Origin of the sequence: Asanoa sp. NPDC049475 (genome assembly GCF_040676915.1) — a bacterium.
In the GTDB taxonomy this organism is placed as follows: Bacteria; Actinomycetota; Actinomycetes; order Mycobacteriales; family Micromonosporaceae; genus Asanoa.
Genome location: NZ_JBFAPY010000004.1, coordinates 417,491 through 430,382, shown reverse-complemented (window position 1 = coordinate 430,382; position 12,892 = coordinate 417,491). Strand labels below are relative to the sequence as shown.

The following is a 12,892-nucleotide window of genomic DNA, read 5'->3' as shown; positions in this document are numbered from 1 at the left end:
CTTAGCGCGGGTCCAATCCTCGCCTAACGTCATGGACATGACCACGACGACGATCCGCCTCGCGGCCGACAAGCTCGCGCCGCACATGAACAAGGCGATGAACGCCCTCGACGCCGCCTCCCGCAAGACCACGCTGGAAGCGCCCCTGCTGGAACTGGTGCGGGCGCGGGCCTCGCAGCTCAACGGTTGTGCCTACTGCGTCGACACCCACAACGCCGACGCTCGCGCCGGAGGCGAGACCGAGCGCCGGCTCTACGCCCTGCCGGTCTGGTCGCAGACGCCGTTCTTCACCCCCCGTGAGCGGGCCGCGCTCGCGCTCACCGAGGCGATGACCCGGCTCACCGACGGCCCGGTGCCCGACGAGGTCTTCGGCGCGGCCCAGGCCGAGTTCGACGAGACCGAGCTCGCCGAGCTCGTCTGGTCGATCACCGTGATCAACGCCTGGAACCGGGTCGCCGTCACCACCCACGCCTGGCCCCTGTCGTGACCCGTGCCGACGCGCTGCGGGCGCTGCACCGGCCAGGCGATCCGCTGGTGCTGCCCAACGCCTGGGACGCGGCGTCCGCGCGTGCGGTGGAGGCGGCGGGCTTCCCGGCGGTCGCCACGAGCAGCGCCGCGGTGGCGCTCAGCCTCGGCTACGCCGACGGCGAGGCCACCCCGGTGCAGGAGATGCTCGACGCGGTCGCCCGGATCGCCCGCGCGGTCGGTGTCCCGGTCACCGCCGACGTCGAGCGGGGGTACGGCCTGCCACCCGCGCAGTTCGCCGAGCGCCTGCTGGCCACCGGCGCAGTGGGCTGCAACCTCGAGGACTCGAACCCGCGTACGAAGCGACTGGTCGATGTGGACGAACACGCCGACTTCCTGGCCGCCGTGCGGGAGGCGGCCGGCACCGACCTGGTCGTCAACGCCCGGGTGGACGCCTACCTGCGCGTCCCGACAGGTCCGCTGCCGGTGGCACTGGAGCGCGCGCGAAGGTTCCTGGCCGCCGGCGCCGACTGCGCGTACCCGATCGGCGCCACCACGAACGAGGACATCGCCTCGCTGAGCGGGGCCGGCCCCGTGAACATCCTGTTCACCCCGGCCACCCCGCCCCTGGCCGAGCTCGCCGCCCTCGGGGTCGCCCGCGTCAGCTTCGGCGACGGCATCCACGAGGCGCTGGCCGCCGAGCACACCCGCATGCTCGGCGCGATCGTGGCAGGGGCGTCGCCGTACCCGGGATGAGCGTTACGGTGGCTGGGTGACCGACGTGCGCGAGCCCCGGCATGACCTGGCCGACCCGAAGCTCCTGTTGTTGGACTTCCTCGACTACTACCGGGTGGTCGTCGGGCGCAAGGTGGTCGGCCTCGCGCCGGAAGATCTCAGCCGCAGCCGGCTGCCGTCCGGGTGGACCCCGCTGGAACTGCTCAAACACCTGGTCTACATGGAAGAACGCTGGATGCGCTGGGGTTTCGCGGCCGAGCCGGTGCCGCACCCGTGGGGCGACCAGGACGCGGACGGAAAGTGGCAGGTCGGTCCGGAGGAGACGGTCGACCTGCTGCTGGCGGCGATGGACCTCGCCGGTGCCCGCACCCGCGAGATCGCCGACCGCGCCGCGCTCGACGACCGGGCCGCGGTCGGCGGGCGGTTCACCACCGAGGCCGAGTGTCCCTCGCTGGGGTGGATCCTGACGCACGTCCTCCAGGAGTACGCCCGGCACGCCGGTCACCTGGACGTCGCGCGCGAGCTGATCGACGGCTCCGTCGGCGAATAGGACACTTTAGAGGGCCGTCGTCGGCCGGCCGACACCACAGCGCGCGCCGCGGTCGTACCGTGCGGTGCGTGACCCTCCGGCTGGCGACGTTCAACGTCGAGAACCTGTTCGCGCGCGCCAAGGCGCTCGATACCGAGGAGCGCGAAGAAGGCCAGCCGGCCCTCTCCGCCTTCGAGACCTTCAACCGCATCGCGGCCAACCCGGTCTACTCCGACCAGGACAAGGCCGAGATGATCGTGGCGCTGACGACCCTGCGCGTGCTGATCGAGACCCCGCAAGGGCTGCGCCTCAACCCGAACCAGTTCGACGACGCGTGGGCGCTGCTGCGGGAGAACCGGGGCGACTTCCTCGCCGCGCCGGCCAACGCGCCGCCGCGCATCGTCGCCAACGGGCGGGGCGACTGGCTGGGCTGGGTCGAGCTGACCGTCGAGCCGGTCGACGAGACGTCCACCCGGATGACCGCCAAGGTGATCACGGACCTGGCGCCCGACCTGCTCTGCGTGGTCGAGGCCGAGAACCGCCCCGCCCTGGCGAGGTTCAACGACGAGCTGCTTGGCGGCCGGTTCGCGCACTGCATGCTGGTCGACGGCAACGACCCGCGCGGCATCGACGTGGGGCTGTTCTGCACCGACAAGGTCAAGGTCCGCTGGGTGCGCAGCAATGTCGACGTGCCCGACCCCAAGCGCGAGGGCAAGCGCCTGTTCAGCCGCGACTGCCCGATCTACCAGCTCCGGCTGCCCGGCGGGGAAGACCTGTTCCTGCTGCTCAACCACCTCAAGAGCCAGTCGTTCAGCAGCGGCGACCCGGATCCCCTGCGCACCCGGCAGGCGCAGGAGGTGCGGTCGATCTACGACGGCCTGCGGGCCGAGGGCGCCGACTTCGTGGCGGTGCTCGGCGACCTCAACAAAGGCCCCGACGGTGACCGGCACCCGACGTTGGAAGCCCTGATCGGACCCGAATCGCCGTTGGTCGACGTGTACGGCCACGAGAAGTTCAGCCAGCTCTTCGGCGACAAGGACCTCGACCACGAGCGGCCGGGCAGCTTCCAGTCGTGCTCGCTGAAGAACCGGCTCGACTACATCCTGCTCTCGCCGGAGCTCGCCGCGAAGGTGTCCGACGGCGGGGTGTTCCGCAAGGGGCTCTGGGGTACGCCCAGCAACCTGAAGCCGCCGAAGCTCTGGAGCGTCTACCCGGAGATCACGGCGGGGCGCCATGGTGCCTCGGACCACGGAGCGGTCTGGGTCGACCTCGACCTCTAGAGATCTTCGGCCAGGTAGCGCTGGATGGTCGGGGCGACCCAGGCGACGAGCTCGTCGCGGCGTAGGGCGACCACCGGAGCGAAGCGGAGCACGTACCTGGTGAGTGCCAGCCCCAGGATCTGACTGGCGGCCAGGCCGGCGCGTTGCTCCGCTGTCGGTCCGGTGGCACCGCGCGCCGCGCGGGCGACCACCGGGCCGAGCTGGCTCGCGAAGATCTCGCGCATGCGCTCGGCCGCTGCCGGGTTGGTCGTGCCGGCCCGGAGCAGCGCGATGAGCGTCTCGTCGCCGTCCCACCGGTCGAAGAAGTGCGCGACCACGATCTCGCCGAGCGCGTGGTGGGGAAGTCCGGCGAGGTCCGGCAGCCGCAGGTCGAAGTCCGCCGCGGCCGCGAAGAGCCGCTCCTTGTTGCCGTAGTAGCGCATCACCATCGACGGGTCGATGGCGGCGTCCGCCGCGATGGCCCGGATCGTAGCCCGCTCGTAGCCGTCGGCCGCGAACCGCTCCCGGGCCGCACGCAGGATCGCCGCCCGGGTGGCGTCGGAGCGCCGCACGCTGTCCGTCATGCCAACAAGCGTAGGCCAACACCTGTTGACCCCGGGCACCACCCCGGCGTACCGTTGCCAACAGGTGTTGGCCAACGGTTGTTGGCATTGATGGAGGGGGTTGTCGTGCTGCCGAACGAGACTGACGTGCTGGTGGTGGGTGCCGGCCCGGTGGGGCTGGCCACCGCGGTCACCCTGGCGATGCGGGGGATCAGGACCACCGTCGTCGACCGGGCCGCAGCGGGTGCCAACACGTCCCGGGCGGCCGTCGTGCACGCGCACACGCTCGAGGAGCTGGATCGGATCGGGGCGGCCGAGCCATTGGTCCGGCAGGGGGTGCGGGCGCCGCGGTTCACGATCCGCGACCGCGACCGGACGCTGGTGCCGGTCCGCTTCGACGACCTGCCGACGCGTTTTCCGTACGCGTTGATGGTCCCGCAGTCCGTCACCGAGGCGGTGCTGCTCGACCGGCTCACCGACCTCGGCGGTCGCGTGCTGCGCCCGCACCAGGTGGTCGACCTGACCGTCGAGGACGGGGGCGCGAAGGTCGCCTTCGCGGACGGCACGAGCTGCCGCGCGCGCTACGTGGTCGGAGCTGACGGCATGCACAGCACGGTCCGGCGGCTCGCCGGGATCGGCTTCGGGGAGGCGGGCGAGGCGGGGGAGTCGTTCACCCTGGCCGACATCCGGGTCGACACCGACCTGCCGCGCGACGAGGTGGTGCTCTTCTTCTCGGGCACCGGCATGGTGGTCTGGGCGCCGCTGCCGGGCGACGTGGTGCGGATCGTGGCCGCCGTGGAAGAGGCGCCGGAGGTTCCGGACGCGGCCTACATCCAGGCCCTGCTCGACTCGCGTGGCCCGGCCCGGAAGCGCTCCGTGGTCCGCGAGGTCGTCTGGGGATCCCGTTTCCGGGTGGACCACCGGGTCGCGGACCGGTTCCGGTCCGGCCCGGTGCTGTTGGCCGGCGACGCGGGCCACGTGCACAGCCCGGCCGGTGGCCAGGGAATGAACCTGGGCCTGCACGACGCGATCGCGCTGGGCGAGAGCCTGGCCCGCGTGCTGGCCGGCGAGCCGGAGTCGGTGCTGGACGACTACGCGACGGCCCGCCGACCGATCGCGGAGGAGGTGGTCACGTTCGCCAACCGCCTGACCCGCCTGGCAACGGCGCCGGCACCGGCGCGCCCGATCCGCAACACGGTCCTGGCCGCACTTTCAGCCCTTCCCGTGTTCCGACGCAAGCTGGCCTGGCGCCTGTCCGGCCTGGTCTACCGCTGAAAAGGCCGACGGCAACACCGAGACCCCGGCGCGTGCCTTGGATGTACGGGCCGGACACTCGGGCCGCGGCGGAAGGAGCGGATCCGCAGGCTGCGGCGGACAGGGGCCAGACCCAGGCGGGCTGCGGCGGCCAGCGGCGGCACCCAGGCGGGCTGTGGTGAGGGGTCAGACCCGCGCGGGCGCTGCGGTGAGAGATCAGGGCCGCGCGGGTCGCGGTGAAAGGTCAGAGCCGCGCGGGCGCCGCGGTGGGAGGGCAGGCCCGCGCGGGTCGCGGTGGAAGGGTCAGGCCCGCGCGGGCGCTGCGGTGGGAGGGCAGGCCCGCGCGGGTCGCGGTGAAAGGGTCAGACCCGAGCCGGCTCCGCGGCCGGCTCCTCGGCGACGGTGGTGGCGGCGGCGCGGTTGGCGGCCAGGTGGGCGCGGACCGAGTAGGTGACCGCGGCCGCCCAGGTCAGCCAGATGACCGCGTAGATCGAGTAGCGCACCCCGTCCGAGGCGTCGATCCAGTCGCTGCGGAGCAGAGTCCGGACGTTGGTCAGGATGATCACACCGCCGACCGCGGAGCCGAGTACCCGCGGCGGTACGTGGCGGACCAGCCAGGCGGCGATCGGCGCTGCGATCACGCCGCCGGCCAGGAGGGCGCCGACCCAGGCGAAGTCGATCTCTTCGGAGCCGATGCCGATGATGAAGCCGATGCTGGCCGCGATCGCTACCAGGAACTCGCTCGTGTCGATCGAGCCGATCGTCTTGCGGGGCTCGAGCCGGCCGCTGGCCAGGATCGCCGGCGTGCCGACCGGGCCCCAGCCGCCGCCGCCGGTCGAGTCGACGAAGCCCGCGACCAGGCCGAGCGGGGTCAGGAAACGCTTGCGGAGGGGCTTGCCGAGGTTGGTCTTGGGTAGGCCCGAGACGGTGAACCGGGTCAGGATGTAAAGGCCGAGCGCCAGCAGGATCAGCGACATGACCGGTGCGGCGGTCTCGGTCGACAGCTTGGACAGGAACGTCGCGCCGGCGAAGGCGCCGATCGCGCCCGGGATGCCGATCTTGGCGACGACCTTCCAGTCGACGTTGCCGAAGCGCCAGTGGGACGCGCCCGAGACGAGCGTCGTGCCGATCTCGGCGAGGTGGACGGTGGCCGACGCCGCGGCCGGGTTGGTGCCGATCGCCAGGAGGAGGGTCGTCGACGTGACGCCGTAGGCCATGCCCAGGCTGCCGTCGACGAGCTGGGCACCGAGCCCGACCAGCGCCAGGAGGACCAGCTTGCGCACCGCGGCCACCGCCTTTCCCTAGTATGTCGATAGAGAATATGTGTCCCATCGAGAAACGAGCAAGGTACGTCCCAGGGAACAGGAAGAGCCCCGCCGCAGGCGCCCCGAAATCCGCGCCGAGGCCCGATGATGGGCAGATGGGTGCCTACGCCGACGCGTACCGGACGAGCCTCACCGACCCGAGCGCCTTCTGGAAGGCCGCCGCCCACGACATCGATTGGTTTCGACCGCCGGTCACCGTGCTCGACGACAGCGCGGCGCCGTTCTACCGCTGGTTTCCCGACGGCGTGCTGAACACCTGCTTCAACGCCGTCGACCGGCACGTCCGGGCGGGACGCGGCGACCAGGCGGCGATCGAGTACGACAGCCCGGTCACCGACAGCCGGCGCACCCTGACCTATCGCGAGCTCCAGGACCAGACCGCGCGCTTCGCCGGCGTACTCCGGCATCTCGGTGTCGACCGCGGCGACCGCGTAGTGATCTACATGCCGATGGTGCCCGAGGCCGTGGTCGCCATGCTGGCCTGCGCCCGGCTCGGCGCCGTGCACTCCGTCGTGTTCGGCGGGTTCGCGCCGCGCGAGCTCGCCGCCCGGATCGACCACGCCCGACCCAAGGTGCTGGTCACCGCCTCGTGCGGCATCGAGGTCAAGCGGGTCGTCGAGTACCTGCCGATCGTCGAGCAGGCGCTCCGCGAAGCCACCCACGCGCCGCGCAGCGTGGTGCTGCTCCAGCGCCCGCAGGGGCCGGCCACCCCGCGGGCCGGGCGCGACGTCGACTGGCACGACGCGCTCGGCGAGGCGGAGCCGGTCGACTCCGTGCCGGTGGCCGCCACGGACCCGCTCTACATCCTCTACACCTCGGGCACCACCGCCCGGCCGAAGGGCGTGGTGCGCGACAACGGCGGCCACGCGGTGGCGTTGCGGTGGAGCATGCGACACGTCTACGACACCCATCAGGGCGAGACGATGTGGACCGCTTCAGACATCGGATGGGTCGTCGGGCACAGCTACATCGTGTACGGGCCGCTGCTCGCCGGCTGCACCTCGGTGCTCTACGAGGGCAAGCCCGTCGGCACCCCGGACGCCGGCGCGTTCTGGCGGGTGGCGTCGGAACACCGCGTCAAGACGATGTTCACCGCGCCGACCGCATTCCGGGCGATCCGCCGCGCGGACCCGGACGGCGCCTTCCTCGACCGCTACGACCTGAGCCGGCTCCGCTATCTGTTCCTGGCGGGCGAGCGGCTCGATCCGGACACGTACAACTGGGCGCGGGAACGGCTCGGCATCCCGGTGGTCGACCACTGGTGGCAGACCGAGACCGGCTGGCCGGTCGCCGCGAACCCGATGGGCCTCGAACCCCACGAGCCGCGCCCCGGATCGGCCACGGTCCCGATGCCCGGGTACGACGTGCGGGTGGTCGACGACGACGGTCGGCCGGCGCGGGAGGGGCAGATCGTCATCAAGCTCCCGCTGCCGCCCGGCACGCTGCCCACGCTGTGGCAGGACGACGAGCGCTACCTGGCCTCCTACCTGAGCACCCACCCCGGCCACTACCTGACCGGCGACGGCGGGTACGTCGACGACGACGGCTACCTGTTCGTCATGGGCCGCACCGACGACGTGATCAACGTGGCCGGCCACCGGCTGTCCACCGGCGCGATCGAGCAGGTCGTGGCCGCCCACCCGGCGGTCGCGGAGTGCGCCGTGATCGGTGTCGCCGACCAGCTCAAGGGTCAGGTGCCCAGGGCGCTGGTGGTGCTCAAGGCCGGCGCCGAGCCGGCCGACCTGGACGCCGAACTCAAGGCCCTGGTGCGGCAACGGATCGGCGGGATCGCCGCGCTGAGCCGGGTCGACGTGGTGGCCGCCCTCCCGAAGACCCGCTCCGGCAAGGTCCTCCGCAAGACCATGCGGGGTCTGGCCGACGGTGTCGACGAGCCGGTGCCGGCGACGATCGAGGACCCCGCGGTGCTCGACGCCCTCCGCGCGATCCTGAAAAACGGCTAGCGCGTCGAGCGGGCCGGCGTCGGCGGACGGACCGGCAGCTCCGGCGCCGCGTTGTTGAGCGGGACCTCGGGGCCGCGGATCAGGCCCAGCTGCACCGCCTGGCGGGGGAGGAACGCGTGCAGCAGCCAGTCGCCGACCACCCGGATCCGGTTGCCCGGCAGCGACAGCAGGTGGTAGCCGCGGGTCACCACCATGCCCGGGATGCCCGAGACGTGGATGCCGAGCGGGTTGGCGGTCGCGTCGACGCCGCCGAGGTCGACCACGAAGCCCAGGTCGCGGTGCCGGTAAGGCTTGCGCTTCCCCGTGCCGTACTCCGCGGCGATGTTCGCCGCGACCTGCTTGCCGTGCCGCACCGCGTGCTGTGCCGTCATCGGGGTCGCCCGTCCCGGGTGCTGCGGGTCCGGCACCGCGGCCGCGTCGCCGATGGCGTAGACGCGCGGGTGGCCGGGCACGTTGAGGTATTCGTCGACCACGATCCGGCCCTTGTCGGTGGGCAGGCCCAGGTCCTCGACCACCGGGTCGGGACGCACGCCGACGCACCAGATCAGCGAACGGGTCGGGATGTAGCGGCCGTCGGTCAGGCGCACGCCGTCGAAGAGCGCCTCCTGCACCGAGGTGCCCAGGACCACCTCGACGCCGCGCTCCTCGAGCACCCGGTGCGCGTCCTTGGACATCCGCTCGTCGAGCTCCGGAAGCACCCGTTTGGCCAGGTCGAGCAGCATCCACTGGGGCTTGATCGGGGTCTTCTTCTGCTTGGCCAGCAGGTCCGTGAACTGCACGCCGTGCGCGGCCACCTCGGTGCCGGTGTAGCCCGCGCCGACCACGACGAACGTGCAGCGGGCGGTGCACTCTCCGGGATCGGCCTCGGTGAGAGCCATCTCGAGCTGGCGGACCATGTGGTCGTGCAGGAACAGCGCCTCGGGCACGCCCCGGAAGCCGTGGGCGTGGTCGGCGACGCCGGGGATCGGCAGCAGCTTGTTGACGCTGCCGAGCGCTATCACCAGCCGGTCGTACTTGACGTGGCCCTCGCCGCCCTCGGGGTTGGTGTAGTGCACCCGGTTCTCCCGCAGGTCGAGGGCGTTGGCCTCGCCGAGCACGAGCCGGACCCCGGGCAGCTTGGCGGTCAGGGAGACCGCGATCTGCCGAGGCTCCAGCACCCCCACCGCGACCTCCGGCAGCAGGGGCACGTAGAGCAGATAGTCCGTCGGGTTGATCAGCGTGATGTCGGCGCGGCCGCGGGCCAGCCTGACCAGCTTGTGCGCTGCGTGATACCCGGCGAAGCCGCCGCCGACGATGACCACCCTGGGACGAGCCATGCCACCCACGTTAGTGGCCCTTGGGAGGTCCGGCACGCTATGTGCCTAAATCGGCCCGCGTGCTGATACCTCCGATGTCTTACGGCCGGGTAATACAGAACGCTCGGGAAAGACATCGATGCTCGGGGATTGACGGCCGAAGACATCCAATGTTAAATCCTTGTCACAGATGAAGGTCGATGCCCATTTCGGCGGATGGGCACCGGACGAAACGATCTAGAAGGGATCGTGTCGGATGAAGGTGCGTTCGCCGATCTGGCGACCGACGCTGCGCGCCAGCGTGCTCCTCCTTGTGCTGACCGGCGGCCTCGTCGTCGCCGGGCCGGGTCCCGCTTCCGCGGCACCCACCGACGCCGCGTACAACGCGGGCACCGGTGCTCTGAACGTCGACTATGCGAACTACCTGTCCAAGCACGACATCGTCTACAACCGGCCCAACACCAACCCGCTGCACGGCCTGACCGTCGGCAACGGCCGGACCGGCGCGATGATGTGGAACCAGAACGGCCTGACCGCTCAGGTGTCCGGTGTGGACCTGGCGGAGCAGTCGACCTACGCGGCCGGCAACCTCAACCTGTTCACCTCGCCGCAGTTGGACGCCGGCTACACCACGTTCCAGCAGCGCCTGTCGCTCTACGACGGCACGCTCACCACCAGGTACGACAGCAACCGCACGGTGACCGTGCTCGGCGCGCCCAACTCCGAGGTGATGGGCATCCACGTCGAGGACTCGCGGCCCGGCGTCACGAGCATCGGGCTGGACCTGTCGCTCTGGGACATGAACACCGTCCAGAACATCGCAGACGTGCCCAACCTGACGACCTGGAGGACCGTGAGCACGTTCGCGGACTCGACCGGCGTGGGTCTGTCGCGCGGCCAGGCCGACCCCAACAACTTCGGCTACACGTTCGCGGCGACCGTCGAGGGCGCGGCCTACACCTCGCAGACCGTCAACGGCACCCGGGTGCGGCTGAACATCACGCCGACGTCGAGCTACACGATCTGGTTCACCGCTGCCAGCCGGATCAACTCGCCGAGCTTCAACTCGGTGCAGCAGGCGAAGAACCAGCTGGCCGCCGTCAAGGCCACCGGATACACCAGCACGCTGAACGCGTACAAGAACTGGTGGCACGCCTTCTGGGCGAAGTCGTTCGTGCAGTACGGCGGCAGCGCGGACAACGACTACCTGGAGAACGCCTACTACCTGTTCACCTACATGATCGCGGCCGGCGGCTACGGGAACTACCCGGTGCACTTCATCAACGGCAACTTCCGGGCCACGCAGGACAACTCGAAGTGGTCCAACGGCTACTGGTACTGGAACCAACGCGACGTCTACAACTCGTTCTACAGCTCGAACCACACCGACCTGATGCGGACGTTCAACAACCTCTACTCCCGCAACTACGGTGCGATGAAGAGCTACACGCAGACGCGGTACGGCACCGACTCGCTGTGGGTCCCGGAGACGATGGGCTGGGACGGCAACGCCCGCGGCACCATCAACAGCGACTACGTCAACGACACGTACTCGACGGGCACCGAGGCCGCCTACAACATGTACCTGTACTACCGGTACACCAATGACACGGCCTACCTGCAGAACGTGGCCTACCCGTTTATGCGTGACGCGGCGCGGTTCTACCAGAACCGGCTGTCCCGCAACGGAGCGCAGTACTACATGGCCAGCTCCAACGCGCACGAGACCTACTGGGACGTGAAGAACGCGCTCACCGACCTGGCGGCGATCCGGCTGCTCTATCCGTTGACGATCCAGGTGTCCACCCAGCTCGGGCTCGACAGTGGACTGCGGGCCGGCTGGCAGGACGTGCTCAACAACCTGGCTCCGTACCAGATCTCGAACGGCGCCTATCTTCCCCACGACCCGCCGAGCGCGCAGGTCCGCAACGGCGAGAACGTGGCGCTGGAGCTCGTCTGGCCGTACGACCAGAGCGGCATCGGCTTCCCCGACCAGCAGACCAGCGTCAACACCTGGAACGTGCGGCCATTCCCGTACGGCAACGTCTGGGCCAACGACCACGTGCACGCCGCCCGGCTCGGCCTCGGGCCGCAGGCACAGGCCGGCATGAGGACGATGCTCCAGAAGTACCAGAACTACCCCAACGGCATGACCAACAACACCAACGGGGTGTACGAGTACATCGGCATCCACCTCGCGGCGATGAACGAGTCGCTGATGCAGTCGTACAACGACAAGATCCGGGTGTTCCCCGCGATCCCGTCCGACTCCGGCTTCGTCGGCAAGTTCACACTGTTGGCCAAGGACGGCTTCCTGGTCAGCGCGGAACGCGAGGCGCAGGAGACCAAGTACGTCGGCGTCCGCAGCCTGCACGGCAAGCAGGCGCGGGTGGTCAACCCGTGGGGCACCCAGCAGATCCGGGTGCGCCGCACCAGTGACAACGCCATCATCACCACGGTCTCGGCGGCCGAGGTGACGTGGGCGACCGCGGCGAACACGAGCTACGTGGTGGAGCGGGTGGCCAAGCCGCTGACGTCCTACTCGGCGACCACGCTGACCGGCACCGCCAACCAGGGTGCGAAGTCGCTGTCCGGCACCGCCTCCACGTTCGGCCTCGGGCCGGCCGGGCAGGGCGGTCTGGTCAACGACACCGACCTGACCTACGGCGCGAACTGGTACCACACCACCGCCCGCGGCTACGGCGACTACAACGACGACACCCACCACAGCAACACGGTCGGTGCGGAGGCGTCCTACACCTTCACCGGCACGGGGGTGGAGTACCTCTCCGAGCGGTTCAGCGACATGGGGAACGTCGACGTCTACCTCGACGGCACGTTCCAGGACAACGTGAACCTCAACGTGAGCGGTGCACGGCAGGCGCAACAGGTGGTGTGGAGCCGCACCGGGTTGACCAGCGGCCAGCACACGATCCGGATCGTCAACAAGACGACCTCGGTGGGCATGATCGACGCCCTGCGGATCATCACCGGTGGTGGCTCCAACCCGACCGGGGGCACGGCGTTGCGGGCGGGGGCCAACAACCTCTACGTGACCGCCTCGGGGACGACCCCACTGATCGCCAGCGCGGGGTCGATCGGCGGGAACGAGCGGTTCGACGTGGTCGACCTCGGCGGTGGCAACGTGGCGCTGCGGTCCCGGGCCAACAACCAGTTCGTCTGCGCGGAGAACGCCGGCGCCAACCCGCTGGTCGCGAACCGGCCGTCGGCTGGTTCCTGGGAGACGTTCGCCCGGGTCAACAACGCCGACGGCACGATCAGCCTGCGGGCCACCGTCAACAACAAGTACGTCGTCGCGGAGAACGGCGGTGCGGCCAGCCTCATCGCCAACCGTGACGCGATCGGACCGTGGGAGAAGTTCACGCTCGTCGCGGGCTGAACCCACTGCGGGGGCAGGGGAATGGCACACCCTGGCCCCACCACCCGTATCAACCCACTACCCGTCCCAGTCGAGCATCGGCGGCCCGGCTCCTAGCCAACCCATC

General features: G+C 70.4%; 10 protein-coding genes. 7 read left to right on the top strand and 3 right to left on the bottom strand.

Annotation, left to right across the window (positions count from 1 at the left end; all coding sequences use genetic code 11):
• Positions 1 to 37 precede the first annotated feature (37 nt).
• The 4 genes from AB0J88_RS17490 (at position 38) to AB0J88_RS17475 (ending at position 3,009) form a co-directional block, all read left to right on the top strand.
• Entirely contained in the window at positions 38 to 487 is a 450-nt protein-coding gene (locus tag AB0J88_RS17490; RefSeq protein ID WP_364343387.1) for a carboxymuconolactone decarboxylase family protein, read from the top strand.
• Positions 484 to 1,221, top strand: a complete 738-nt coding sequence (locus AB0J88_RS17485) for an isocitrate lyase/phosphoenolpyruvate mutase family protein (protein WP_364343390.1) — start codon at positions 484 to 486, stop codon at positions 1,219 to 1,221. Before AB0J88_RS17490 ends, AB0J88_RS17485 begins: the two co-directional genes overlap by 4 nt.
• Before the next feature lie 16 nt (positions 1,222 to 1,237).
• On the top strand, positions 1,238 to 1,750 hold the full coding sequence (locus AB0J88_RS17480; RefSeq protein WP_364343393.1) for a DUF664 domain-containing protein: 513 nt from the start codon (positions 1,238 to 1,240) through the stop codon (positions 1,748 to 1,750).
• Positions 1,751 to 1,818: 68 nt separating this feature from the next.
• Positions 1,819 to 3,009, top strand: a complete 1,191-nt coding sequence (locus AB0J88_RS17475; protein WP_364343396.1) for an endonuclease/exonuclease/phosphatase family protein — start codon at positions 1,819 to 1,821, stop codon at positions 3,007 to 3,009.
• Here AB0J88_RS17475 and AB0J88_RS17470 read toward each other — a convergent pair.
• On the bottom strand, positions 3,006 to 3,572 hold the full coding sequence (locus tag AB0J88_RS17470) for a TetR family transcriptional regulator (RefSeq protein ID WP_364343399.1): 567 nt from the start codon (positions 3,570 to 3,572) through the stop codon (positions 3,006 to 3,008). The genes AB0J88_RS17475 and AB0J88_RS17470 overlap by 4 nt on opposite strands.
• A gap of 90 nt (positions 3,573 to 3,662) precedes the next feature.
• On the opposite strand from AB0J88_RS17470, the gene AB0J88_RS17465 reads away from it, so the two are divergent.
• Positions 3,663 to 4,826, top strand: coding sequence for an FAD-dependent oxidoreductase (locus tag AB0J88_RS17465; RefSeq protein WP_364343402.1), 1,164 nt, complete (start codon positions 3,663 to 3,665; stop codon positions 4,824 to 4,826).
• Between the two features lie 341 nt (positions 4,827 to 5,167).
• Here the strand turns inward: AB0J88_RS17465 and AB0J88_RS17460 are convergent, their stop codons facing one another.
• Positions 5,168 to 6,088: a sulfite exporter TauE/SafE family protein gene (locus AB0J88_RS17460; RefSeq protein WP_364343405.1), complete on the bottom strand. Its 921-nt coding sequence runs from the start codon at positions 6,086 to 6,088 to the stop codon at positions 5,168 to 5,170.
• A gap of 137 nt (positions 6,089 to 6,225) precedes the next feature.
• Between AB0J88_RS17460 and AB0J88_RS17455 the strand changes: the two genes are divergently transcribed.
• Entirely contained in the window at positions 6,226 to 8,091 is a 1,866-nt protein-coding gene (locus AB0J88_RS17455) for an AMP-binding protein (protein ID WP_364343408.1), read from the top strand.
• On the opposite strand, the gene AB0J88_RS17450 is transcribed toward AB0J88_RS17455, so the two are convergent.
• Entirely contained in the window at positions 8,088 to 9,407 is a 1,320-nt protein-coding gene (locus AB0J88_RS17450; RefSeq protein WP_364343411.1) for an NAD(P)/FAD-dependent oxidoreductase, read from the bottom strand. The genes AB0J88_RS17455 and AB0J88_RS17450 overlap by 4 nt on opposite strands.
• Positions 9,408 to 9,642: 235 nt before the next feature.
• On the opposite strand from AB0J88_RS17450, the gene AB0J88_RS17445 reads away from it, so the two are divergent.
• Positions 9,643 to 12,786: a carbohydrate-binding protein gene (locus AB0J88_RS17445; RefSeq protein ID WP_364343414.1), complete on the top strand. Its 3,144-nt coding sequence runs from the start codon at positions 9,643 to 9,645 to the stop codon at positions 12,784 to 12,786.
• The last annotated feature ends 106 nt before the right edge of the window (positions 12,787 to 12,892 follow it).